Genomic DNA, 25,549 nt, shown 5'->3' with positions numbered 1-25,549 from the left:
GAATTTATAAGTCTTCTAGCAGCAACAAATATAAAGTTTTGGAATTAGTATTGCCATAACTCATAAAATCAGTCTCGGTTTTGTTTACAATGAAATCTTTAATAGAACTGATAATCGTAGGAGAATTCTTTTCAGACCGGTTCCTGATACCTGATATTCCGTCTCGTGAATCTTTGACGATTTGACTGGTTTTTGCGTAAACTATAAAATTATTCGGAAGGTCTTTTAGTTTTTTATCCTTTAACTGTCTGGACGAAAACATAATGCTTCCGTCGTTGGCAATTAAACATTCACAATAGGTCATAAAAGGTAAGGAGGGAATAATTTTACTGGTCTTGGCACTTTTTATTTTTGTGAGCAATTCTCTAAGTTCCTCATTGAAAGAAATCACATTGTTCCATTGATTTTCTTCCAGTACCTGAATTAAATTTCTTTCAACCTCATCCAATTCAGAACAATATAAAAACTTGCCTCCTTTATGGATGAATTTTTTAACGAAAAGTTCATCGATTGAGAGTTCATCCTCTCCTTCTTGCTTCTTTTGGATTTCCTCTTTCTGAGAAGTTTTAACGATATTTTTAAAAAACTTATTGAAAAAACTCATAATCAATTTGTATTGTCCAAATGTACAAAAACACTTTGATTATTTTGAATTTTCCTCAGCAATTTCCTCCTCCGAACTTTCCTTATCTTTTGATTCAGAAGTTTTTTGATTTGCTTCAATTTCCTTAGAAAAGGGCCTTTCACCAAAGATCTTTTTCAGATCCCCTTCAAAAATTACTTCCTTCTCCGTCAAAATCTCAGCAAGTTCAATTAGTTTGTTCTTGTTGTCCTGAAGAATTTTAATCGCCCTGTTGTATTGTTTTTCTATTATTTTGGAAATTTCCTCGTCAATGGTCTGCGCCGTTAGCTCACTGTATGGTTTTGTAAACCCGTATTCATTTTGACCACTCGAGTCGTAATAGGTTATATTACCTATTTTATCATTCAATCCGTAAATACTTACGATTGCCCTTGCCTGACGCGTAACTTTTTCAAGATCATTTAAGGCTCCTGTAGAAATTTTATCAAACATTACCTTTTCCGCTGCTCTACCCCCTAGGGTGGCACACATTTCATCAAGCATCTGGTCGGTCTCAACAATTTGTCTTTCTTCAGGAAGGTACCAGGCCGCTCCAAGGGACTTTCCTCTTGGAACTATAGTAACTTTTACCAGCGGAGCAGCGTGTTCAAGCATCCAGCTCACAGTAGCATGTCCGGCCTCGTGATATGCGATTGTTTTCTTTTCCTTATCCGTAATGATCTTATTCTTTTTTTCAAGACCTCCCACTATTCGGTCCACTGCATCCAGGAAATCCTGGTGATGAACACTTTTTTTACTTTTTCTTGCTGCCACCAATGCAGATTCATTACATACATTGGCAATATCAGCTCCAGAAAACCCTGGAGTCTGTTTGGATAAAAAGTCAAGGTCAACATCTTTGGCAAGTTTCAAAGGTTTCACATGTACCTCAAAAATTTGTCTTCTTTCATTTTTGTCCGGTAGGTCAACGTAAATTTGACGGTCAAACCTTCCCGCTCTCATAAGGGCCTTGTCCAACACATCAGCTCTGTTGGTAGCGGCAATAACTATAACGTTGGTATCCGTTCCAAAACCATCCATTTCTGTCAGTAACTGGTTCAGGGTATTTTCTCTTTCATCGTTTCCTCCTGTAATACTATTTTTTCCTCGGGCACGACCAATAGCATCAATTTCATCAATAAATATGATAGAAGGTGATTTTGCGGCCGCCTGTTTGAAAAGATCCCTCACCCTTGAGGCTCCAACTCCTACGAACATCTCAACAAAATCAGATCCTGACAGGGAGAAGAATGGTACTCCAGCTTCCCCGGCTACTGCTTTAGCAAGGAGGGTTTTACCGGTTCCGGGAGGGCCCACCAAAAGAGCTCCTTTCGGTATTTTTCCACCCAGGGAGGTATATTTTTCAGGGTTTTTCAGGAAATCAACTATCTCCTGAACTTCTTCTTTAGCTCCCTCAAGACCTGCAACATCTTTAAATGAGGTCCTGACCTTTGCATTCTCGTCAAAAACTTTTGCTTTAGACTTTCCAATATTGAAAATCTGACCACCGGCGCCACCACCGCCACCTCCGGACATTCTTCTCATAAAGAAGATCCAAAGACCAATGATGAATATAAAGGGTAGCCAAACAAGGAATGAATCGAAAAAACTTGTTCGGGTTGTGTTGTCCTTATCGAAGTCTAGATCAAATTCTGTGCGCGCAGCTTCCAGATTTTTTTCGAAATTCTGAAGGTCTCCAAAATCGTAAATATAGACCGGACCCGTTTGTCCAAAAATACCAGGGTTCTTGTACTTACTATACTTGTCCTTTGTATTCAGGGCTTCACTTTTGATGGTAAGTTGAGCAATATCGCCGTTTACGATAAGTATCTTCTCAATGTCATTGTCATTAAGGATTTCCTTAAATTCATTTTGTGTGAGTTTATTGCTTGCCAGATCTGAACTGTTAACCAGTTGATAACCAATCAGCAAAGCAAAAATAATTCCATAGATCCAGTAAAAATTGAATTTAAAATTAAATTGCTTGAATGGTGAGTTATTATCCTTATTTGTATCTTCTTTTTTCATTTGATAAGTTTAACGTTGACGCTATTTATAAGCGTTTTCAATGTTTGTAATTTTGCCATCACCCCAAAGCTCCTCCAACTTGTAGAATTCTCTGACATGCTTTTGAAACACATGGACAACTACGTTCACATAATCGATCAAAATCCATTCCGCATTACTATCCCCTTCCACATGCCAGGGCTTGTCTTTAAGACTTTTGCTAACATTTTTTTGTACAGAGGCTGCTATGGCACTAACCTGTGTGTTGGAGGTCCCATCACACAAAATAAAGTATTCACAAACAGTATTTTCAATTTCTCTTAGATCAATTATAGAAATATTCTCTCCTTTTACGTCTTCAATTCCCTTAATAACTTCTGTGATCAAAAGATCCGAACTAACTATTTTTTTTGCCATTAAATTGTTTCAAAATTTCTTGCAAATGTATCACATTTTTGTCACTTTAGATGTTCTATAATTGCAATATTACACATGTATCTATTCAAACTTGATGCCATAGATTCAACAAATTCTTATTTAAAGCAATTGTCTAAAAATGAAAAATTGGGTAAATGGACAGTTGTAACGGCAAAATTCCAAACAAATGGGAGAGGTCAAAAAGGAGCTGTATGGGAATCAGAAAAAGGTAAAAACCTGATATGTAGCATATTAGTGAAACTTGAAGGTGTAAGGGCTGAGGATCAGTTTATGCTGAATTGCGCTGTGTCTTCAGGTATTCACAATTATTTGAAAAGGTTTAATTTACCGAAATTAACTGTCAAATGGCCTAACGACATAATGTCAGTCTCGAGTAAACTTGGAGGTATTCTTATCGAAAATACCCTCTTGGGAGGTGAAATTAGTCAAAGTATCATTGGTATCGGAATTAATGTCAATCAGGAATCATTTTCTAATGAACTTCCTAATGCCGTCTCATTGAAACAACTCACAGGTTCAGAGACAGATCTTGAAATTTTTCTTCAGGACCTTCTCAATTCCATTCAAAATAAGTTCGAACTGGTTTTTGAAAACCGATATGACGAACTGAAATCAATATACGAAGCCGATCTCTACAGAAAAGACAAAGTCCATACCTTTAAAAATTTAAAAGGTGAACTGTTTTCAGGATTAATAAGAGGCGTTAACCACCAGGGAATGCTTCAGATCGAAAGAGAGAACGGGGCAATGGATTCTTATAATTTTAAAGAAGTGAGTTACCTTTAACCTCCTTTATTATTGCTGCCCAATATTTCCTATCAGGGTGTCAATAAATTTTTGAAGGGGTTTTTTTACCATCATAGCCACCATAGGATTGAATTCTCCGTCAAAAAGCAGCTGGACATCACTGGAATCATCGTCATTATCTTCAATATCTGCAGTCAGATTAAAAGGGAATTTTTCACTGGCCGAACCAAGTACTATTTTTTTTGGAGCTTCGGTTTCTTTCATTTGTAATTTGATCTCAGGCATTCCTTTCAGCGCAAACAAAAAGGAATTTTCACTGGCTTCAAATTTATCTATGTTCTCCGGCATGATCCTCTCAAAGTTTTCAACCTTTGATAAAAAATCAAAAACTTCCTGACTACTTTTTTTTACGGTTACTTTCGGGCTTTCTAAATTCATATTAACTTGGGTTCCATTCTCCTGGATCTTCTCTCCAGGATTTTAAGGTTGTAACTTGTTTTGAACTAATGAAATTGGTGTCAAGAGCCTGCTCGATCAAATGTTCATAATCACTCAGTGTGGTTAGGTCGAGATGCTCTTGTTTAAAATTATTCTCGGCAACCGGAAAGCCGTAATTGAAGATGGCAACCATACCTATTACTCTGGCTCCTGCATCTTTCAGAGCCTTGACTGCATTTAAACTACTTTTTCCTGTTGAGATAAGATCTTCAACAACAACCACGTTCTGACCACTGTCCAAAAAACCCTCGATCTGGTTTTTTCTGCCGTGTTTTTTTGGTTCTGGCCGAACATAGATAAAAGGTATGCCTAGTTCCTGAGCAACGAGAACTCCAATGGCAATAGCTCCGGTTGCAACTCCGGCAATTACATCAGGTTGTCCATGTTTTTCAAGGATTATTTTCGCCAGATTCTCGCGAATATAGTTCCTGATCATTACGTAGGACAGGGTAATTCTGTTGTCACAGTAAATTGGAGAATTCCACCCTGAAGCCCAGGTAAATGGTTCCTCGGGTTGCAATTTTATCGCTTTTATCTTTAAAAGCAATTCAGCTGTCTTTTTTGCTGTATTTTTGTCAAAAATCATAGTGCAAATGTATACAATTTTTAAGAATGAAACTTTAATTATTTTAACAGATCAGTTAAATATTTCTGATAAAGGGTTTCGTTTTAACTGGGAGGAATTAACTACTAAAGAGGCGCTATTAAGCTTGATTTCAGAGGGTTTAGATAAGATAGTATTTTATCATTCTGACTTGAAATTCATGTGGCAGGAATTTAGAAATAAGTTTAAGATTATTGAGGCTTCAGGAGGAATAGTGAAGAATCAGAAACATGAGATTTTGTTTATATTCCGGAACGATAAATGGGATCTTCCGAAAGGTAAAATTGAATCAGGAGAATCCAGAGCAGAAGCGGCTTCAAGGGAAGTTGAAGAGGAATGTGGTTTTACCCGGTTGAAAACGGGTGAGTTCGTTGGTACCACCTATCATTTGTATTCGGAAAAAAATGAGGAAATTTTAAAAGTTTCATTCTGGTATGAAATGTTTTCTGATCAATCAGATCTCACCCCTCAACTGGAGGAAGGAATCACGGAATTAAAGTGGGTAAAAGAACAGGATTTTAGCTCCGTTCTTGACAATACCTACCCAAATATTTCCCTGCTCATGGATATGTATGTTGCTTCAAATCAATAATATGAGATTCTTAGTATTTGAAAGAACAGAATGTAGTATATTTGCCGCTTTTTAAAATTAATGAGATGACGGAATTTATCAGTAAAAGACTACCGAATGTAAAAAGTGATGTTTTATCCGGAATTACGGTCGCCTTGGCTTTGGTACCTGAAGCCGTTGCTTTTGCCTTTGTTGCAGGGGTAGACCCTCTGGTAGGATTGTATGCGGCCTTTATGATAGGGCTGATAACTTCTGTATTCGGAGGAAGGCCTGGAATGATCTCGGGCGCAACAGGTGCATTGGCGGTGGTTATGGTAAGTTTAGTAGCCAAAGGAAATGAAATGGGAGCTCCAGGTGAAAATCTGGGTCTCTATTATTTGTTTGCAACCGTCATCCTCATGGGTTTTATTCAAATTATGGCAGGCTTACTGAAATTAGGAAAATTTGTGAGACTGATTCCTCATCCTGTCATGATGGGATTTGTGAATGGACTGGCCATCGTTATTTTTCTATCTCAATTGGGCATGTTTAAAACAAATGTTGATGGCAATAAAATATGGTTACAGGGATTTGATCTGTATTTGATGATGGGATTGGTAGGACTGACAATGCTAATCATGTGGTTACTTCCGAAATTCAAACTAACGGCAAAACTTCCTGAAGCACTGTTGGGTATCCTTATTGTTTCGGCCATTGTCATATTTTTTAAGCTCGATGTGGCTACTGTCGGTTCTTTTATAAGAGATGGAGGAGGAGAAGGGTTAAAAGGTGGGCTTCCTGTTTTTCAATGGGAAATATTTTCAAAGGTTCCTTTTAACTGGGAGACCGTACGATTTATTTTTCCCTATGCTTTGATATTAGCGGCTATAGGCCTGATTGAATCATTGATGACATTAAACCTTATTGATGATCTTACCGATACCAGGGGTAATGGAAACAGGGAGTGCGTTGCCCAGGGAAGTGCCAACATCGTTACAGGACTCTTTGGAGGAATGGGCGGATGCGCGATGATCGGGCAATCAATTATCAATATCAAATCAGGGGGTAGAACCAGATTGTCGGGAATTGTAGCTGCTCTCATGTTACTTGCTTTTATATTATTTGCTTCATCCTATATCGAACAGGTACCTATTGCAGCTCTTGTCGGGGTGATGTTCATGGTAGTTGTGGGTACTTTTGCCTGGTCAAGTTTTAGAATAATCAATAAGGTTCCAAAGACCGATGTCTTTGTTATTATACTGGTTTCTGCCTTAACCGTTATTTTCGACCTTGCAATTGCGGTTTTTGCAGGGGTTATCGTTAGTGCCTTGGTTTTCTCCTGGGAAAATGCGACGAGAATCAGGGCCAGAAAGCGAATGAAGGAGGACGGGACCAAAATCTATGAAATCTGGGGCCCCTTATTCTTTGGTTCCATATCTGCCTTTAATGAGAAGTTCGATGTAAAGAACGATCCGGATAAGGTTGAGATTGATTTTGTTGAATCACGTGTTAGCGATCACTCTGCTCTTGAGGCTATATTGAACCTGGTCAAAAAATACGAAGCAGAAAACAAGAAGATTCGCTTAAAACATTTAAGTCAGGAATGCAAGGCTTTGTTGTATAAATCAGACCCTAAGTTTCATCAGGTTATTGTTGATGATATTGATGATCCCAGATATCATCTTGCAGCCAACCCTGAGGAGTTTCCGAAAAGTTTATCAGAATACCATCTATAACACATGGTAATCTGAATTATTGATCTCTCCTTCCCACAGCTTTTGGGACAAGCATGGAGACATCACCTTTATTAACCAGAATGTCTCTGACAATGGACGAACTGATGTAGGAAGTATCAGCCGAGGTAAGTAAGAATACCGTTTCAATTTCTGACATTTTCCGGTTGGTTTGAGCTATGGCTTTTTCAAATTCAAAGTCTGCCGGATTACGCAATCCTCTCAGAATAAACTGACTACCCACTTTCGAGCAATAATCTATTGTGAGGCCTTCATAAGTATCCACACGAATTTTGGGTTCATCTTCATATGTTTTTTCAATGAATTTTCTTCGCTCCTCAAGACTGAACATATATTTTTTAGAGGAGTTTGTACCAATGGCTATAATGATCTCGTCAAATAGGGGCAGGCCCCTGTCGATAATATCAGTATGTCCCAGGGTGAGCGGATCAAAGGATCCCGGAAAAACAGCAGTTTTTTTCATCATTAATTTATTTATCTGGCGTTAGGAATATCAATGGTGCTTTCAAAAAGTTCAGCCAAAGAAATCCCGGCTTCTTTTGCCTGCTTCGGTAAAATACTCTCTGCGGACAAACCGGGCACCATATTCAATTCAATAAAATAGGGTTCGTCACCAACAAAAATAAAATCGGCCCTTGACAAGCCTTTCAAATCCATGCTTTTATAAATTTTTCGTGCAACACGAGTAAGATTTTCTTTCTGTTTATCTGATATTCTTGCCGGTGTTATCTCTTTGGATTCACCCATGTATTTGGCCTTATAATCAAAAAAATCATTGTCAGAAACTATTTCGGTCACGGGCAGGACCCTAATATCATTCTTCCAGGTAATAACCCCAACAGAAACCTCAATCCCTTCAAGATATTGCTCGATCAAAACTTCTCTATCTTCCAGATATGCCTTTTCAAGTGCAGGGACAATTTCCTCATTTGTATAAACTTTGCTCACACCAAAACTTGAACCGGCTCTGTTAGGTTTGACAAAACAAGGCAAGCCTACAGTTTTTACTATATTTTCAATATCAATCTTATCTCCTTGATTTAAATATACGGATCTGGCGCTTTTTATTCCATAAGGCTTTAAAAGGCTCAAACAATCTCTTTTATTGAATGCAACTGCCATTTGATAAAACGGTGCCGACGAGTGAGGCATACCTAAAAGGTCAAAATAGGCCAGTAAGGTGCCATCTTCCCCGGGATGGCCATGAATGGCGTTAAAAACAAAATCAAATTTAATTTTATATCCATTAACCGTCGTGGTAAAGTCAGCCATATTGATCGGATATTCCTGTTCATTTTCATCAATATGAACCCATTTTTCTTTCGAGATCAAGACCCGGAAAGTTTCAAACTTATTTTTGTCGAGATGTTCAAAAACCACGTTTCCGCTTTGAATTGAAATTCCTGATTCAGAGGAATATCCACCCATAATTATGGCAATATTTTTTTTCATGTAATGCATTTGTCAGGCCAGGCCCCTTATCAAACAAACTTACAAAAAAAAGACTGCAATTGACCATTACTCCTTCTCGTGCATATTAATTTTTAAAGTATATTTGACAAATTGAAAAATGAAAATGAAATTATTCCAGTACCTTAAAAGCAAAGAGTTCCTGAGAACGATAATATTGATAGTGGCCATTTCTCTTTTACTTGTATTGGGATTGGCAAAATGGCTCGGTCATTACACCAAGCACGATGAGAGGATTTTGGTACCTAATCTGGAAAAATTAAGTCTTGCTGAAACTGAAAAAATTCTTTCGGAAAACAGATTGAACTTTGTGGTTATCGATTCGGCAAGTTTCAACCCTAAATTTCCACCTCAGTCAGTGATCGAACAGAACCCCTTGCCAGGGGATTTTGTCAAGGAGAACAGAAAGATATACCTTACCCTGAACCCTTCAGACTATAGAAAGGTTACGGTTCCCAATGTTTTGGATCAGACTAAAAGGCAAGTGACAATCCAACTTAAATCTCTCGGTTTCAGGATTGGAAAGGAAAGGTATATAAAAGATCTAGGAAGAGATGTTGTCAGAGAGCTCGAAATCAACCGAAAGGAGGTCAAACCTGGTGACCAGCTTCCAAAGAATACGGTTATTGATCTGGTGCTCGGCGATGGACTGATCAACAAGGATACTGTCTATTAAACAGTCATTATAAATTAGGAATGGACCTCATGAAGGAAAACGAAGAACATATCAGTTCTGAAGATGAGCTGTTTGAACACTTTAAATTTACGGCCAGTGAAGGACAGGAACCATTGAGGGTTGATAAGTTTTTGATGAACTTTATCGAGAATGCCACACGAAACAAGATTCAGCAGGCCATAAAGGCCGGAAATGTTCTGGTCAATGGGGCCCCTGTTAAAGCAAATCATAAGGTAAAGGCAAGGGATGTGGTTCGAGTAGTTTTAGCACATCCGCCTCATGAAAACCTTCTTGTTGCAGAGAAGATTCCATTGGATCTGGTTTATGAGGATGAAGAAGTTGTAGTGGTCAACAAACCCGCAGGAATGGTGGTTCATCCGGGCCATGGAAATTATAGCGGAACCCTTGTGAACGGATTGATTTATCATTTTGAACACCTTCCCAAGAACAGTAATGAGAGACCGGGTCTGGTACACAGGATCGACAAAAATACAAGTGGACTTTTGGTTGTGGCAAAAACAGAGTACGCCATGGCAAATCTGGCGAATCAGTTCTTCGAAAGAACCACGGACAGGATCTATTATGCCCTTGTATGGGGAAGTGTAGAAGAGGAAAAGGGTACTATAACCGGAAATATTGGCAGGAGTTTTAAAAACAGGTTGCAAATGGATGTTTTTCCTGATGGTGATTTCGGAAAGCATGCGGTTACGCATTATAAAGTGATCGAAAGATTCAACTACGTCACTTTGGTTGAATGCAAACTTGAGACGGGCAGGACGCATCAGATCAGGGCCCATTTTAAATACATCGGACACCCTTTATTCAATGATGAGCGATATGGTGGGGATCGAATATTAAAGGGAACAACCTATACCAAGTACAGGCAGTTTGTTGAAAACTGTTTTAAGGTTTTGCCGAGGCAGGCTCTTCATGCAAAAACGCTTGGGTTTGAGCACCCTGTAACGAAGAAAAGATTATTTTTTGACTCTCCATTGCCTGAGGATATGGTTCAATGTTTGGAAAAATGGAGGGCATATACGGTTAATCAGCACGAGAAAAGTTAAGAGTATAAAAAGAAGAAAAATGAAGATAGTTATTTCACCCGCAAAGTCATTGGATTTTGAATCCGAGGCACCCTTCACAGAGTACAGCCAGCCGATCTTTTTAAAACAGGCGGAACGCCTGAACAGGATTTTGAGAAAGAAGTCGGCCAGATCACTGTCAAAATTAATGTCTATTTCTCCAGCCCTGGGACAACTGAATTACGAGAGAAACCAGGAATGGGAACTTCCTTTTGAACCCGATAATTCCAAGCAAGCGGTCTACGCCTTTACAGGTGAAGTGTACAGAGGTTTGGATGCCAATACGATACCTGAAGAAGACCTGGAGTTTTTGCAAAACAGCCTGCGTATTTTATCAGGTCAATATGGAATTCTTAAACCTTTGGATTTGATACAAGCCTATAGATTGGAGATGGGGACAAAATTAAAAGTGGGTGTAAAACCGAATTTATATAAATTTTGGGGAAGCCATATTACAGATGCTCTCAACAACGAACTCGATGAAAATGAACTTTTTGTCAATCTTGCGAGTAATGAATATTTCAAAGCGATACAGCCTAAGGATTTAAAAGTTCCTGTGATAACCCCTGTATTTAAAGACCTTAAAAACGGAGAGTACAAGGTGATCATGACTTTTGCAAAACATGCACGTGGTTTGATGGTTAGATATTTAGTGGATCATAAAATTTCCAATATTGAAGGGATTAAGGGATTCAACTACGGAGGCTATGGATTTGATGAAAACTTATCAACTGAGACACAGCTCGTTTTTACAAGATAGTTCTCGATTTAGACTTTTAGAATTTAACAGTGACCGGGTTTCCCAAGTTATTGTTTCGACTGACGCTCAAAATGATCAGGCTATCTCCTGTGTTGATATCCTTTTTGGGGATCTCAACTTCAGTTTTTCCGGTAAGGGCTATGATCTTAGAGGTCTTATTTAAGTTATGAACCTCATCCTTTTTAAATTTATACACCAGGAATTTGACGGCCTGATAGGATCCGTTCTCGGGAATTACGTCCCAGGATAAAAGGTACTGTTTGTTCCTGTTTTTAGATATTTTGGCGTTTTTAACAGGTTGAGGCGTAAATTTTTCTGATTTATTTATCACGGGTTGCAAAGAGGGATGCACAAAAAATGTATTGGCCAAGGTATTATTTATGTTGTAGGTATTGGAGAGAAAAGATTTTGCACTAAAAAACACACTACCATCAATATTTGAAAGGCTTTGGTTCAATTCCAGTTGTTTTTCTATTTCCGTCGGGCTTTTATTTGTCCATGCAGAGGGTTCGCTGTCATTTCCAAGTTTGTATATACCGTGCCCAATGTATAGGTTGGTTCCATAAGAATTATCGGACCACCAGTTGATCACTTTATCATAAGATACTTTTTCATGTCCAATGTGCCAGTAGGCCTGAGGAAGAATATAGTCTACCCATCTATTTTTCATCCAATATAATATGTCAGCAAAGAGATCATCATAATTGGTTTGACCGGCCAGGGTTTCAGAACCTCTTTGATCATCTTCCCTATTGCGCCAGACCCCAAAAGGGCTGATTCCAAATTGTACCCAGGGTTTGAGGCCCTTAATGGTATGATGCAGGTCTCTTATGATATCGTTCACATTTTCTCTTCTCCAGTCGTCTTTGTTTTCGGGAAAGAAATTGCCTCCGTGCGTAGTAAAACTCCTGTCATCATCAAAAATCTCATCATTTAATTTATAAGGATAAAAGTAATCATCAAAGTGAATGGCATCAATATCGTAATTCTGGACAATATCGGTAACAATAGCCGTTGTGTAGGTTCTTACCTCGGGAATTCCCGGATCAAAGTATTTGTTATTTCCATAATTAATAAACCATTCCGGTTTTTCGTAGGTCAGGGGAAAAGGATTGGATCGGAACTCATGATAATTCACCACCGCGCGATAGGGGTTCAGCCACGCATGGAACTCCATGCCTCTTTTATGCGCCTCTTCAATGATAAATGCCAAAGGGTCATAGTAAGGATTCGGAGCCTTGTTGTTTTCTCCGTTAAGATAATAGGACCAGGGTTCGTATTTTGAGTTGTAAAATGCGTCGGCAGAAGGCCTGATTTGAAAGATAATGGCATTAAAATTTAGTCGCTTGAAAAGGTCCAGCAGATTAATGATTTCCTTTTTTTGCTGTTCACTTGTCAGATTTCTGCTGCTGGGCCAGTCTATATTCCCAACAGTGGCCACCCAGACGCCTCTGAATTCACGTGGGGGCGATTCCTGTGCCTTAATACGAAGCAGAGAAAACAAAATCAATAATATGAACGGGACGGATCTCAATGGATTCATACGATTTTTATTAATTCAAAAATAAACTGTTCTGGTTATATGACAAGTTTTTGTTTTTATTAAAATATAGATGCTTACTGCTGATTTTGACTCTTTTTTTCAAGAAATTATGCCAGTATGTCATTCTATATTGTCAAAAACGTGACAGATTACTATAAATTGTCTGTTGGCACAATGATTGACTATACAGCATCAGTTATTTAACATTAGAATTGATTAAAATTAAAATATAATATTATGAGTAAGATAATTGGAATAGATTTAGGAACAACCAACTCCTGCGTTTCTGTAATGGAAGGTAACGAGCCTGTTGTAATTCCTAATGCAGAAGGAAAACGCACAACACCTTCTATCGTTGCTTTTGTTGAAGATGGTGAAAGAAAGGTTGGAGATCCTGCGAAACGTCAGGCGGTTACCAATCCGATCAAGACCATTTATTCGATCAAAAGATTTATGGGAAACAAATTCTCAGAATCAAAAATGGAGGCAGACAGAGTGCCTTATAAAGTAGTAAAAGGAGACAATGACACCCCTCGAGTTGATATTGATGGAAGATTGTACACTCCACAGGAAATTTCTGCCATGGTACTTCAGAAAATGAAGAAGACAGCTGAAGACTACCTTGGAACTGAGGTAAAGGAAGCAGTGGTAACCGTTCCTGCATATTTTAACGATGCCCAAAGACAAGCCACAAAAGAAGCTGGTGAAATTGCCGGTTTAAAGGTGAGTAGAATCATTAACGAACCTACCGCAGCAGCTTTGGCTTATGGACTTGATAAATCAGGTCAGGACAAAAAGATTGCCGTATATGACCTTGGTGGAGGTACGTTTGATATTTCAATTCTTGAGATTGGAGACGGAGTATTTGAAGTATTATCAACCAATGGTGATACGCACCTAGGTGGTGATGACTTCGATCAGGTGATTATTGACTGGCTTGCAGATGAATTCAACAAAGAGGAGAATATGGACCTGAGAAATGACCCAATGGCACTCCAAAGGTTGAAGGAAGCTGCTGAAAAAGCGAAAATAGAATTATCTTCAAGCACGCAGACAGAAATTAACTTACCTTATGTTACGGCTACAGCGTCCGGACCTAAACACCTTGTTAAAACATTGACAAGAGCTCAGTTTGAGAAGTTATCTGACAGCCTTGTAAAAAGGTCTATGACTCCTGTTAGCGCAGCGTTGAAAGATGCAGACTTGAGTAAATCGGAAATAGATGATGTAATTTTGGTTGGTGGTTCCACGAGAATTCCAAAAATTCAGGAAGAAGTTGAAAAATTCTTTGGAAAGAAACCTTCAAAAGGAGTGAATCCTGATGAGGTTGTAGCCATTGGAGCTGCAATTCAGGGTGGTGTTTTGACGGGAGATGTAAAAGATGTACTCTTACTTGATGTAACACCTCTTTCATTAGGTATCGAAACAATGGGTAACGTAGCTACAAAATTGATTGAAGCCAATACCACGATTCCTACCAAGAAATCCCAGGTGTTCTCTACAGCTGCTGATAATCAGCCATCGGTTGAGATCCACGTTCTTCAGGGTGAGAGAGCCATGGCCGCTGACAACAAGACTATTGGTAGATTTCATTTAGATGGAATTCCGCCAGCACCTAGAGGAGTTCCTCAAATTGAAGTGACGTTTGATATTGATGCCAACGGTATTATTAATGTATCTGCAAAAGACAAGGGTACGGGTAAAGAGCATAATATTCGTATCGAAGCATCTTCAGGACTTTCTGAAGAAGAAATCCAAAAGATGAAAGCTGATGCTGAAGCAAATGCTGATGCAGATAAGAAGGCGAAAGAGACAGCTGAAAAGATCAATGGAGCAGATGCGATGATCTTTCAGACAGAAAGCCAGTTAAAAGAATTTGGTGAAAAGCTTTCTGCTGACAAAAAGGCACCGATTGAGTCTTCACTGGAGGAATTGAAAAAGGCACATGAGTCAAAGGATATTGCTCAGATTGATGCAGCGATGGAAAAGATCAATGAAGCCTGGAAAGCTGCTTCAGAAGAAATTTATAAAGCACAACAAGAAGCTCAGGCAGGAGGTGCTCAGGCAGGACCTGATGCAGGAGCAGGAGCAGGAGCCGCCGGAGGAAACGATGCCGCTCAGGATGATGTGCAGGATGTTGATTTTGAAGAAGTCAAAGAAGATTAATTCAAGATCAAATGAATACAAAAAAACCGCCACAATTCAGTGGCGGTTTTTTTATTTCAGTACTGATTAATTTAAGACTTTAATCTTTTAAAGATGAAACGGGTAATGAAAATACCAGTTCCGTCTCCTTTTCCAGCGTCACTTTCAACACCACTGGTAACAAAGGCCAGTTCCCAACCTTCTTCAATCATTTTATTCACTTTTGATGAAAGGAAAGCATCATTTGAAGCTACATTCTGGAAATTTATACCCGTGGCACTGTAGAAGTTTAAAATTTTGGTCTCATCAAAATTAGAAACTTTGGCATCACTTCGCTTTGATTTATTCTGTTTTTTGTTGTCTTCAGTTCTCGATGTGGTAAAATTCTCATAATTGATTTCTTCTTCCGAAGAGATGATTCTGGATCTACCAATTCCCATGGGGACTACTGATTCAATACTCGTTACAATGGTGTATTCATATGCCTGAGCCTTTAAGTCCATAAAGGATGCAATTAGAAAGAATACAAAAATTAGGTTTTTGTGCATGATTTAAATTTAAATGTTTTGAGCAATATAACATATTATTACCGATATTATTGTGCGTAGAAATTTACTTATTCACAAGCAATTAACACTGTTTTATATGGCAAATAAGGTTGAATTCTGTCATTTTGGATCTTGTACTTTCAACAGATGAAATTTTTAGTTAGATTTGAAGCTTAATAATCAAAATTATATTTTAAATACATTATGAAGAATTTTACATTTAAAAGTCTGATGCTGTTGACAGTGATCGTCTTGAGCAGTTATAGCGTACCGGAAAGTTTTATGGGAGTAAAGAGGATTCTTGGAGAATGGGATTATACGGTGCCGGATGCAAGTTATGAATACCAAAAAGGAGTGTTGTTTCTCGATAAAGTTGATGGCGAACTGACCGGAGAGGTTAGAATAGGGGGACAGGCTATGGCTTTGGAAAATTTGGTGTTTGAGAAAAAGAATTTAAAAGGAGACATTTATGTTCAGGGAGAAATAGTTAAACTTGATCTGAATTTTACAAAAAAGACTTTTGAAGGGACGGTAACCTATTCAATGGGAGCCCTTAAAATGAACGGAACAAAGAAATAAATAATAGTTCAAACTGTTTATTGACCGCTGATAATTTTGTCAGCGGTTTTTTTGTTTTATATTTTAACAAATTATGATTCAGGGGCTTGAAAAACTGTGTTTATTTCGTAGTTTTGCAAAAAAATTGAAATCAACCCCTGAAATATGAAGAAAATTTTACTTTTAAGTACCCCCGTCTTATTGGTAATCTTATTTGGATTTAAAAGTGCTCATACCAGGAGTATAATTGGTGAGGAGGTACCTCCTGAGTTATTAGGTTCCTGGGAATATTTGGCTCCAAACATTGGATTGAAATACCAAAGAGGAGCAATAAATTTTAGCTATGCCAACAATGAATTGAAAGGTGTGGTTTTGATGAATTCCGAAGAAATTCCCATGAAGGGCCTTATTTATGAGGATAACAAGGTAAGGGCTCATATTTTGATTCATGGAGAAAAACTGGATATTTTTCTTCGTTTTGAAACGGACTCTTTTAAAGGCACCGTTTCTCATCCACAGGGATATCTCAGAATTTCAGGAAGTAAAACCTCAGGTTAGAATAATTTACCGATTCCAATTCCATAAGTGAGGCTCTGATAGGCATCAATATTTATGTCATAGGTTAGCACTCCAAAAAGTTCCCAGTTTTTCGGAAGATGATAGGGAGCTTCAATACCGAATCGGATCACTGTAAAATCTTCATGACTTGAAAATTCCCGACCAAATCCTGCCAGCAAACCCAGATATGGAATAGGTTTGTAAATTGCGACAATGCAGGATGCTATTGGTGTTCCTCGTTCAATACCCTTGATTTCACCTCCTCCATGATCATCATCTGAACTGGTGGAAGAACTTTCTTTAACAACAAAATCTTCAATAATGATATCACTGTGAAGACCAATACTCCATTTGTCATTTATTAGATAGGTATAATTTAGTCCGAACGAGGGAAGGGTAATGTTCGCAGGATTTTCACCATCTTTTAAAGCATTGAATATCATTGTATGGTTTATGGAGGCCGAAATAGCATGCTTTTTATGGTCACCATGGTGTGTGTCGTGGTTGACTGAGGAGCTATGCTGATCCGTATGTTCCTGAGCTGATAAACTTCCATAATGGATTATGCATAGGAAGAATAGAAGGTGGATTGATCTTTGGAGCATATTCGATTTCGAGTGCATATCTGTATTAAAGGTAAGATTTTTAATTCTTTAATAAAAAAATAATTTAGTCTGTCATTTTTGACAATTAAATTTTATTTTTGCGGATGCAAAACAAGGTACTTATTTTAGATTTTGGATCACAGGTTACTCAACTCATAGCCAGGCGAGTCAGGGAACTGAATATATATTGTGAAATCCATCCATTTAACAGTAAAAAATTTAATGTTGATGACTTCGAAGCGGTAATACTTTCGGGGAGTCCTCATTCTGTCAGGAATGAAGATGCGCCTCATCCTGACCTGTCTCAGATTAAGGGTAAAAAACCTTTACTGGGAATTTGTTACGGAGCACAGTATTTGGTGCATTTTTTTGGGGGAAAGGTAGGTCAGTCTAATTCGAGAGAATACGGTAGAGCCAATTTATCCTTTGTTGATCACAGCAATGAACTTTTTGACAACATAAACGAAGGGTCTCAGGTTTGGATGAGTCATAGTGATACGATCATGGAGATGCCGGAAAACTATACGGTGATTGCAAGTACACATGACATTGATAATGCCGCATTCAAGATCAACGGAGAACAAACCTACGCCATTCAGTTTCATCCTGAAGTTTATCATTCAACAGATGGAAAACAACTTTTGGAGAACTTTCTTGTCCATATAGCAGGATTGGTTCAGGACTGGACCCCAAATTCCTTCGTTGAGACAACTGTTTCCGAACTTAAAGAAAAGATTGGTGACGAAAAGGTGGTCCTCGGATTATCGGGAGGAGTAGATTCTACAGTTGCTGCCGTTCTTTTGGATAAAGCAATAGGCAAGAACCTTTATTGTATTTTTGTCAACAACGGATTACTTAGAAAACATGAGTTTGAAAGCGTTCTTGACCAATACAAACATATGGGTCTGAATGTAAAAGGAGTTGATGCTTCGGATCGTTTCCTTGAAAAACTCAAGGGAATAGAAGACCCCGAATTAAAAAGAAAGGCAATTGGTAATACCTTTATCGAGGTATTCGATGATGAAGCACATCATATCGAAGACGTTACCTGGTTGGCACAGGGAACTATATATCCCGATGTAATTGAATCCGTATCTGCAACTGGCGGCCCCTCTGCAACCATAAAATCTCATCACAATGTAGGCGGATTACCAGACTTTATGAAGTTAAAGGTTGTTGAACCCTTAAGAACCATTTTTAAGGATGAGGTACGAAGAGTGGGAAGAAGTATGGGAATTGATGATGAACTTCTCGGAAGGCACCCTTTTCCAGGACCTGGATTAGGGATCAGAATTTTGGGAGACATTACTGCAGAGAAGGTGGCGATGCTTCAGGAGGTCGATCATATTTTTCTGGATGGGCTCAAAAGATGGAAACTATACGATTCAGTCTGGCAGGCGGGAGCCATGTTATTACCCGTGCAATCGGTGGGTGTTATGGGGGATGAAAGAACCTATGAAAAGGCAGTTGTTTTAAGGGCAGTTTCTTCTACTGATGGAATGACAGCAGATTGGGTTGATCTTCCTTACAAATTTCTACAGGAAACCTCGAATAAAATAATAAACGGTGTCAAAGGAGTGAATAGAGTGGTTTATGATATCAGTTCAAAACCACCTGCAACTATAGAATGGGAATAATACCGAATAAAAAGGTCAAAAATCATATATTTGGTAAAATATCCCTGGATGTTTTAAGTTTAGAATATTAAGATTTGAAATTGTATGAAAAGAATAAAACTTGTCGTTGTACTAATTTTCTTTGGTTGGTTTTCATTGTTTGCTCAGGACAAGAAATTTATTACCTACAAGGTCAAAGAGGGTGAAAGTATACAAAGTATTGCCAAGACCCTGGCAATTACTCCTTATGACCTTCTTAAATTGAATCCGGATATTCAGGGGGATGTTGCTGAAAATGATATTCTGATCATTCCCAATAAACAATATGACCCTTTGCTGGATATCAGTAATGCCGATTTGACCGGGATCAGTGACCGGGATATCATCGTGGATAAATTTGTATATCACGAGGTTATTCCTAAAGAAACGCTGTTTAGTCTAAGCAAAAATTACAATGTCAGTACTGATGAGTTGAAAGAATTCAATCCTTTTTTGTCTGAAAGCGGATTGAAAATCGGGCAGGTCATAAAGATTCCCTTGCAGGTTGATGATACAGAGTTATTGTCCAAAGAAGAGAATTTACAGCCTTATCTGGTAAAGCCTAAGGAAACCAAGTTCAGTATTGCGAAAAAGTTTGGGATTACCATTGGATACCTCGAAGAACTTAATCCTAGAATAGAAAAAGACGGGCTCCAGATTGACGATGTTATTCTGGTACCTGCAGAGGTTCAGGAAAGTGGAGATGATGGATATCTGGTTTACGAGGTGCAAAAACTGGAAACGCTTTACAGCCTAACCAAGAAATTTGAAATATCTGAAGAAGACCTTGTGGAATTAAATCCTGAAATTCGTCAGGGAATCAAGGCCGGAATGCTCATCAGGATTCCTGATCTTCTTGCTGGATCCAAGCCAATGTTTATTGATGTTATACCTGAAGACAGGGAGTTGAAAGTTGCGATGATGCTTCCGTTTAAGAGTAAAAGGGATAGTTTGAATTTTGAGAACGACAGACTTTTAAATATTACAACTGACTTCTATTTTGGAGCATTGATAGCTATAGATTCATTAAAAAAACAAGGACTTTCAGTTCATATGAAGGTATTTGATACGGAAAATAACCGGCAGATATCAAAACAAATAAGTAACCAGGTTGAGCTTCAGGAGTTTGATGCCCTGGTTGGGCCATTGTTCTTGACGAATGTGAGGGAGGTGTCAGATAATTTGAAATATGGTAAACCGCTCATTGTTTCTCCTATATCGACAAGGGATCATTCAGACATTCAGAATTCAAAACTAGTACAGGATAAAGCATCGATAGAGAATCATATCACTAAAATGCTGGATTACGTCAAGCGAAAATATGAGAATCAAGATCTTATTGTAATTCGAAACAGCAGTGAAAGGTCTGAGATACAATATAACAGGATAATTGATGAGTTGAAAGCTCTGAACCCTGAAAAGGAAGTGTTAACCCTCTCTCCTGAAGATGGCTATATCAAGCCCGATGATTTCAAGGTTTTTAGGGATACACTTGATCGCGATATCGTAAACTGGTTTTTTGTAACCGATAATGATCCTGCCTATCTGGGTGATGTTTTTAATAATCTGGGGGTATTTCCTGAGGCAGACAGCCTGATGGTTTTTGGTTTTGAAAAGGACAGAAACTTTAATAAAATTGATAATAATTTTTTAGCTAGAGTAAATTTCCATTATCCAAGTAATTCTTTTATAGATCCTAACAATAGTGCGGCATATAGAAATTTTGAAGCTGTTTACAGAAGAAAATACTATACCCTTCCAAGTTCTTATGCTGTTGAGGGTTTTGATGTCACTTATGATCTTTTGATGAGGTTGGCCAGTGATCCGGATTTCGTCAATCAGGGCAGGTCCGAGAGGATTGCTACCAGATATGATTATATAGAGAATACTTCGGGAAGTATCATCAATAACGGAATTTATATCATTAAATACGACGGACTGGAACAGAAGGTTATTTCCGAGGAGATTACTCCTTTGGATCCATAGTTACCGGGAATCATAGATCTGGTTAAACGTATGGTTGGCAAATCCGAATCCGGCTTCTTCATAAAGATTGAAAACAACTTCAACACCGGCATCTGTTAATTCCTTCATTTCATCATCAAATCTTGAAATAGCTGCAATTCTGATGCTGCAATGAATCTCATCCAGTTGTTCGATAACCCGCATATGAGTTGAGTGACTAGGTGTTGCAAGGATAACCAGGGGTAGCTTTTCTGACATGTTGATACGTTGCCAGAAATTCAGATCTGTCGCATCACCCTGAATGACATTATTACCCAGTTTTTTACGTTTATTTATCACCTCGGAGCTAATATCTATACCAAGAACTTTTTTCCTGTATTTTTCGGTCATCACCCTGTATACTTCAGAGCCAGTTCTGCCCATTCCGAAGACAATTACTTCTTCATCTGCAAACACAATGGGTTCATCGCCTTTTAATCGGGTTTCAGTTTCAAACTTTAAAAAATACGTTTGAAATTTAGCATAAATGAGTTGTGACCTTGTATTGAGAATAGACGAAAATAACATTGAGAACGAAAGAGCTACAGCGAATATGACCAGCCACTCAGACGTGATCCATCCACCCGATACACCTGCAGCCCCGACAATCAAACCGAATTCACTGTAATTTGATAAACTGAATGAACCCAGTACCGAAGTTCTGGCCCGTACCCTTAACCTTGTAAAAATGGTAAAAAACAAAACAGTTTTTATAGGAATCAACAGAGACAGCAGGAGGGCAATACCAATTGCTTCAATTCCCGGACTACCCATAAGACCAATCGATAGAAAAAACCCAACTAAAAACAGATCTTTGAAACCCATCATTGTCTTTGATAATTCATCCGCTCGCTTATTATCAGCTAAAAGAACACCAAAAACCAGAGCACCCAGATCAGCTTTTAAACCGACCAATTCGAACAAAGCTCCTCCTGTAATTGGCAAAAGTACACCTAACAAAATCAATAACTCTCCATGTCCGGTTCTATTCAGTATAAAGGAAAGCTTTGTTTTGTTAAGAAGTCTTGGGACAAATAATAGTAATAGTAGACTAAAGGTCCAAAGTGATGGGCTTTTTCCCGAGCTTATTGTTAGAAAAAGAACCGCGAAAATATCTTGAATCACCAAAATCCCGATTGCCAGTTTACCGTGCGAAGTTTTCATACTTCCTGTTTCTTCCAGAATTTTCACGGCAAAGACAGTACTTGAAAAGCTTAAGGCAAAGGCAATAAGTATAGAGGACTGCCCACTGAGCCCGCTAAATTTGGAGAAACCAAAATAACTCAACAGCAGAATGATCATCCCAAAAATCAAGATGGTAATCATCATGTGAAAGGATGAGGTGATTAAGATCTGTTTGTTTAAAAGGTTCCTGATTTTTAATTTAAGACCAATTGTAAAAAGAAGTAACATTACCCCGAAATCTGCTATCATTTCCAGAGTATCACTATGTTCAACCCCAAAGATGTTTAGAACGAATCCTGCAATAAGAAAACCAACCAGAGGTGGCAGATCGATCTGTTTGATCGCGAAACCAAATGCAAAGGCAAAAATGATCCATAAAGGGTCCATAGAAATAGCTTAAATTTTACATATTTCGATTAACTATATCATTTATTTTCACTGCTAGTCAGTCCCAGCCACAGCATACCAATGAGGGCAGATAGTAGTGACGCACCCATGATTCCTACCTTGGCTATCTGTTTAAAAGAATCATCTTTAAAGGCCAGGTCAGAAATAAACATAGACATCGTAAAACCTATTCCAGCAAGAAATGCCACGCCATAGATCTGATTCCAGTTTACGCCTTCCGGTAATGCTGCAATTTTCATCCTTACCATTAATTTTGAAAATAAGGCGATTCCCAGGAATTTTCCAAGAACCAGACCGGCAATAATACCCAGTGAAATAGGATGTATCAACATATCATCAATGCTGCCGTCAATATGGACCCCGGCATTACTCAAGGCAAAGACAGGAAGAATAAAATAAGCAGTCACAGGATGAAGGGCATGTTCCAGTTTTTGTAAAGGAGTATGAGCTTTTTTACTCAGATCCTCAATTTCTGAAATTACATGAACCTGACCCTTGGTGAGCAATGTAGAATTCGTGTCCGGGTTTTCTTTTTTGAACTTTTCGAGATACCGGCCAAGTTTATCTATATAATCGTTTTCACTGATCTTTGTTCTGGCGGGGATGGTCAGTGCGATCAGGACTCCAGCGATCGTAGCATGCACCCCTGAATATATAAAGGCGATCCAAACGCCTGCAAATCCGATCAGGGCATAAAAGACTGTTTTTCTGACACCTGCAAAGTTTGCAGCCACGAGCACCGCCAGACAAAATCCGGCATACATAAGTTCATTCATATCTATCGATTCGGTGTAGAATAGTGCTATTACCATTACGGCTCCCAGGTCATCTGCTATCGCCAGTGCGGTAAGGAAGATCTTTAAATTTAGCGGGACTTTGCTGCCAAGCATGGCCAGCAACCCTAAAGCAAAAGCAATGTCTGTTGCCATAGGAATCCCCCATCCGTTGATATACTCAGGAAAATTGATGGTAACAACTACATAGAGAAGGGCTGGAATTACCATACCGCCTACAGCTGCAGCTATTGGAAGGGATGCCTTTTTCATCGAGGAAAGCTCCCCACCCATGATTTCTCTTTTGATCTCCAGTCCAACAACGAAGAAGAACAGGGCCATCAATCCGTCATTAATCCAGTGATGCAGTGACGCCACCATATCAATTTCTCCCCATACAAAACCCACCTTATAATCATGCCATACATAATGGTAGCTTTCAAAAAATGATGAATTTGCCCATATCAAGGCGATGATGGTTGCAATGATCAATAAAATACCGCCATAGGCCTCTTCATTGATGAATCGAGATATTCTAAAGGAACTTAAGGGTTTGTTTTTCATGGTTTGGTTTTTGTAAAATATCGATAAGCCTTAAGTTCAAATATACAAATATTAGTTCCATGGAATTCAAAAAAAAAACCGTGCTCAAAGCACGGTTTTTTTTATTTCTGTTACGAATTCTTAAACAAGCATCGTCACAGGATTCTCTATATATTCTTTAAGAGTCTGAAGGAACATGGCCCCCGTTGCGCCGTCAACTGTTCTGTGATCACAGGCAAGCGTCAGTTTCATTGTGTTTCCTACCACGATTTGACCATTTTTTACAACCGGTTTTTGAACGATGGCTCCTACCGAAAGTATTGCGGAATTAGGTTGATTGATGATACTGGTAAAATCGGTAATTCCAAACATTCCCAAATTCGATATGGTAAAGGTACTTCCTTCCATTTCTTCTGGAGTAAGCTTTTTCTTTCGTGCCCTTCCCGCAAAATCCTTCACCTGGGACCCTATTTGAGTAAGGCTTTGTTCGTCTGCAAATTTCAGAACAGGTACCAAAAGCCCGTCTTCAACAGCTACGGCTACACCAACATGCACATGATGATTCTTTTTGATTCTGTCATCAAACCACTGAGAATTTACTTGTGGATGCTGTTTTAAAGCCAAAGCAGTTGCTTTTACAACCATATCGTTAAAAGATATTTTTGTATCCGGGATTGAGTTGTACTGGGTTCTGAATGCAATCGCATTATCCATATCAAATTCCACATTCAAATAATAGTGCGGAGCACTGAATTTGGATTCGCCCAATCTTCTTGCGATGACTTTACGCATTTGTGAATTTGGAACCTCTTCAAAACTTTCCTGACCTGCAGGTACGAATGGCATCGCTGATGCTCCGGAAGCTCCTGGTGTGTAATTTTCTATATCCCTTTTTATAATTCTCCCACCTTCTCCTGTCCCTTGGATATGTGACAGGTTAATATTTCTTTCTGCAGCAAGTTTTTTAGCCAATGGAGAAGCTACTACTCTGCCTCCCGAAGTATTTGTCACCTGGACAGCAGGGGCAGGAGCAGAAGAGCTCGATTCCTTGACCGGAGCAGGAGATTCTGCTTTTTTGGCAGTCTCAGGAGCCTTTTTAGATTCTGCTTGTTTTGGAGCAGTCTGAGCATTTTTAAGACTTTCCGCAAAAACTGAAACATCCGTTCCTGCTTCTCCGATAATAGCCAAAACAGCATCCACACTTGCAGACCCACCTTCTTCAACACCAATGTAAAGTAATGTACCTGAATGAAAAGATTCAAATTCCATGGTTGCCTTGTCGGTTTCAATCTCGGCCAGTATATCTCCTTCATCAACTTTATCACCAACCTTTTTTAACCAGCTGGCAACTGTACCTTCTGTCATGGTATCACTCAAACGAGGCATGGTGATAACTTCCACTCCGGCAGGGGCAGCAATCTCTTCCTGTAACTCTTCAGAAGCAGCATGGGTTTCTTTTGCAGCTTCCACTGATTCTGCAGTATCTGCTTTTTGATCGCTTCCGTTTGAAGATTGAGCCAAAAGAGGCTTATAATCTTCTCCGTCTTCACCAATGATAGCCAATAGTGCATCTACATCCGCTGTTTCACCTTCATTTACCCCAATATGCAGTAAGGTTCCTTCATGAAAGGATTCAAATTCCATTGTGGCCTTGTCAGTTTCAATTTCTGCAAGAATATCTCCCTCTTCGATTTTATCACCTACTTGCTTTAGCCATTTGGCCACAACTCCTTCAGTCATGGTATCGCTTAATCGAGGCATGGTTATAATTTCAGCCATATATTTTTTCTTTATTGGTAATTAACTCTTTTCAATT

Annotated in this window: 24 protein-coding genes; 11 read left to right on the top strand and 13 right to left on the bottom strand. The window is 38.7% G+C overall.

The features are described 5' to 3' along the window. Positions 1 to 4: 4 nt before the first annotated feature. From LCM02_RS07335 to rsfS, 3 genes are read right to left on the bottom strand one after another with little or no spacing between them, the layout of a single operon-like run. The gene (locus tag LCM02_RS07335) at positions 5 to 604 is read right to left on the bottom strand and encodes an LUD domain-containing protein (protein WP_224927671.1); all 600 of its coding nucleotides are present in this window, start codon (positions 602 to 604) and stop codon (positions 5 to 7) included. 39 nt (positions 605 to 643) lie between these two features. Then, entirely contained in the window at positions 644 to 2,650 is a 2,007-nt protein-coding gene (ftsH, locus tag LCM02_RS07330; protein WP_224927670.1) for an ATP-dependent zinc metalloprotease FtsH, read from the bottom strand. Between the two features lie 21 nt (positions 2,651 to 2,671). Beyond that, positions 2,672 to 3,046, bottom strand: a complete 375-nt coding sequence (gene rsfS / locus LCM02_RS07325; protein WP_224927669.1) for a ribosome silencing factor — start codon at positions 3,044 to 3,046, stop codon at positions 2,672 to 2,674. Positions 3,047 to 3,121: 75 nt separating this feature from the next. Between rsfS and LCM02_RS07320 the strand changes: the two genes are divergently transcribed. Then, positions 3,122 to 3,853, top strand: coding sequence for a biotin--[acetyl-CoA-carboxylase] ligase (locus LCM02_RS07320; RefSeq protein ID WP_224927668.1), 732 nt, complete (start codon positions 3,122 to 3,124; stop codon positions 3,851 to 3,853). Between the two features lie 9 nt (positions 3,854 to 3,862). Here LCM02_RS07320 and LCM02_RS07315 read toward each other — a convergent pair whose 3' ends face one another. Then, on the bottom strand, positions 3,863 to 4,252 hold the full coding sequence (locus LCM02_RS07315) for an SRPBCC domain-containing protein (RefSeq protein WP_224927667.1): 390 nt from the start codon (positions 4,250 to 4,252) through the stop codon (positions 3,863 to 3,865). 1 nt (position 4,253) lies between these two features. Continuing rightward, complete coding sequence (pyrE, locus tag LCM02_RS07310) at positions 4,254 to 4,898, bottom strand: orotate phosphoribosyltransferase (RefSeq protein WP_224927666.1); 645 nt, start codon at positions 4,896 to 4,898, stop codon at positions 4,254 to 4,256. 7 nt (positions 4,899 to 4,905) lie between these two features. Here pyrE and LCM02_RS07305 point away from each other — a divergent pair, with 7 nt between their 5' ends. Together LCM02_RS07305 and LCM02_RS07300 are read left to right on the top strand one after the other, a co-directional pair. Then, positions 4,906 to 5,508: an NUDIX hydrolase gene (locus LCM02_RS07305; protein WP_224927665.1), complete on the top strand. Its 603-nt coding sequence runs from the start codon at positions 4,906 to 4,908 to the stop codon at positions 5,506 to 5,508. A gap of 65 nt (positions 5,509 to 5,573) precedes the next feature. Continuing rightward, positions 5,574 to 7,202, top strand: a complete 1,629-nt coding sequence (locus tag LCM02_RS07300) for a SulP family inorganic anion transporter (RefSeq protein ID WP_224927664.1) — start codon at positions 5,574 to 5,576, stop codon at positions 7,200 to 7,202. Between the two features lie 16 nt (positions 7,203 to 7,218). On the opposite strand, the gene coaD is transcribed toward LCM02_RS07300, so the two are convergent. Then, positions 7,219 to 7,683 (bottom strand): pantetheine-phosphate adenylyltransferase, encoded by a 465-nt coding sequence (gene coaD / locus LCM02_RS07295; RefSeq protein WP_224927663.1) that lies wholly within the window; start codon positions 7,681 to 7,683, stop codon positions 7,219 to 7,221. A gap of 11 nt (positions 7,684 to 7,694) precedes the next feature. Beyond that, positions 7,695 to 8,672 (bottom strand): D-alanine--D-alanine ligase, encoded by a 978-nt coding sequence (locus LCM02_RS07290; RefSeq protein WP_224927662.1) that lies wholly within the window; start codon positions 8,670 to 8,672, stop codon positions 7,695 to 7,697. A gap of 124 nt (positions 8,673 to 8,796) precedes the next feature. On the opposite strand from LCM02_RS07290, the gene LCM02_RS07285 reads away from it, so the two are divergent. The 3 genes from LCM02_RS07285 to yaaA are packed head-to-tail and all read left to right on the top strand — an operon-like array spanning position 8,797 to position 11,208. Then, on the top strand, positions 8,797 to 9,366 hold the full coding sequence (locus LCM02_RS07285; RefSeq protein WP_224927661.1) for a PASTA domain-containing protein: 570 nt from the start codon (positions 8,797 to 8,799) through the stop codon (positions 9,364 to 9,366). Positions 9,367 to 9,395: 29 nt separating this feature from the next. Further along, complete coding sequence (locus tag LCM02_RS07280; protein ID WP_224927660.1) at positions 9,396 to 10,430, top strand: RluA family pseudouridine synthase; 1,035 nt, start codon at positions 9,396 to 9,398, stop codon at positions 10,428 to 10,430. Positions 10,431 to 10,449: 19 nt separating this feature from the next. After that, a complete protein-coding gene (yaaA, locus tag LCM02_RS07275; protein WP_224927659.1) occupies positions 10,450 to 11,208 on the top strand; it encodes a peroxide stress protein YaaA in 759 nt (252 codons plus the stop codon). A 16-nt stretch (positions 11,209 to 11,224) separates the two neighbouring features. On the opposite strand, the gene LCM02_RS07270 is transcribed toward yaaA, so the two are convergent. Then, positions 11,225 to 12,751: a glycoside hydrolase family 10 protein gene (locus tag LCM02_RS07270; RefSeq protein ID WP_224927658.1), complete on the bottom strand. Its 1,527-nt coding sequence runs from the start codon at positions 12,749 to 12,751 to the stop codon at positions 11,225 to 11,227. A gap of 237 nt (positions 12,752 to 12,988) precedes the next feature. On the opposite strand from LCM02_RS07270, the gene dnaK reads away from it, so the two are divergent. Next, complete coding sequence (gene dnaK / locus LCM02_RS07265; RefSeq protein WP_224927657.1) at positions 12,989 to 14,917, top strand: molecular chaperone DnaK; 1,929 nt, start codon at positions 12,989 to 12,991, stop codon at positions 14,915 to 14,917. Between the two features lie 71 nt (positions 14,918 to 14,988). Here the strand turns inward: dnaK and LCM02_RS07260 are convergent, their stop codons facing one another. After that, positions 14,989 to 15,444, bottom strand: a complete 456-nt coding sequence (locus LCM02_RS07260; protein ID WP_224927656.1) for a hypothetical protein — start codon at positions 15,442 to 15,444, stop codon at positions 14,989 to 14,991. 204 nt (positions 15,445 to 15,648) lie between these two features. Between LCM02_RS07260 and LCM02_RS07255 the strand changes: the two genes are divergently transcribed. Further along, positions 15,649 to 16,023, top strand: coding sequence for a hypothetical protein (locus LCM02_RS07255; RefSeq protein ID WP_224927655.1), 375 nt, complete (start codon positions 15,649 to 15,651; stop codon positions 16,021 to 16,023). Positions 16,024 to 16,167: 144 nt separating this feature from the next. Next, on the top strand, positions 16,168 to 16,560 hold the full coding sequence (locus LCM02_RS07250; RefSeq protein ID WP_224927654.1) for a hypothetical protein: 393 nt from the start codon (positions 16,168 to 16,170) through the stop codon (positions 16,558 to 16,560). On the opposite strand, the gene LCM02_RS07245 is transcribed toward LCM02_RS07250, so the two are convergent. After that, on the bottom strand, positions 16,557 to 17,165 hold the full coding sequence (locus tag LCM02_RS07245) for a hypothetical protein (protein WP_224927653.1): 609 nt from the start codon (positions 17,163 to 17,165) through the stop codon (positions 16,557 to 16,559). The genes LCM02_RS07250 and LCM02_RS07245 overlap by 4 nt on opposite strands. Positions 17,166 to 17,269: 104 nt before the next feature. On the opposite strand from LCM02_RS07245, the gene guaA reads away from it, so the two are divergent. Together guaA and LCM02_RS07235 are read left to right on the top strand one after the other, a co-directional pair. Continuing rightward, on the top strand, positions 17,270 to 18,802 hold the full coding sequence (guaA, locus tag LCM02_RS07240) for a glutamine-hydrolyzing GMP synthase (protein ID WP_224927652.1): 1,533 nt from the start codon (positions 17,270 to 17,272) through the stop codon (positions 18,800 to 18,802). Between the two features lie 84 nt (positions 18,803 to 18,886). After that, positions 18,887 to 20,806: a LysM peptidoglycan-binding domain-containing protein gene (locus tag LCM02_RS07235; RefSeq protein WP_224927651.1), complete on the top strand. Its 1,920-nt coding sequence runs from the start codon at positions 18,887 to 18,889 to the stop codon at positions 20,804 to 20,806. Here the strand turns inward: LCM02_RS07235 and LCM02_RS07230 are convergent, their stop codons facing one another. From LCM02_RS07230 to LCM02_RS07220, 3 genes are all read right to left on the bottom strand, one after another. Further along, a complete protein-coding gene (locus LCM02_RS07230) occupies positions 20,807 to 22,396 on the bottom strand; it encodes a cation:proton antiporter family protein (RefSeq protein ID WP_224927650.1) in 1,590 nt (529 codons plus the stop codon). It lies immediately after the preceding gene. Positions 22,397 to 22,434: 38 nt separating this feature from the next. Further along, on the bottom strand, positions 22,435 to 23,754 hold the full coding sequence (gene nhaA / locus LCM02_RS07225; protein ID WP_224927649.1) for a Na+/H+ antiporter NhaA: 1,320 nt from the start codon (positions 23,752 to 23,754) through the stop codon (positions 22,435 to 22,437). A gap of 120 nt (positions 23,755 to 23,874) precedes the next feature. Then, entirely contained in the window at positions 23,875 to 25,512 is a 1,638-nt protein-coding gene (locus LCM02_RS07220) for a pyruvate dehydrogenase complex dihydrolipoamide acetyltransferase (RefSeq protein ID WP_224927648.1), read from the bottom strand. Between the last annotated feature and the right edge of the window lie 37 nt (positions 25,513 to 25,549).

The sequence above is a fragment of the Lutimonas saemankumensis genome (genome assembly GCF_020171465.1).
GTDB lineage: Bacteria > Bacteroidota > Bacteroidia > Flavobacteriales > Flavobacteriaceae > Lutimonas > Lutimonas saemankumensis.
The sequence above is the reverse complement of the archived record's forward strand: the minus strand, read 5'-3'. Positions and strand labels throughout refer to the sequence as shown.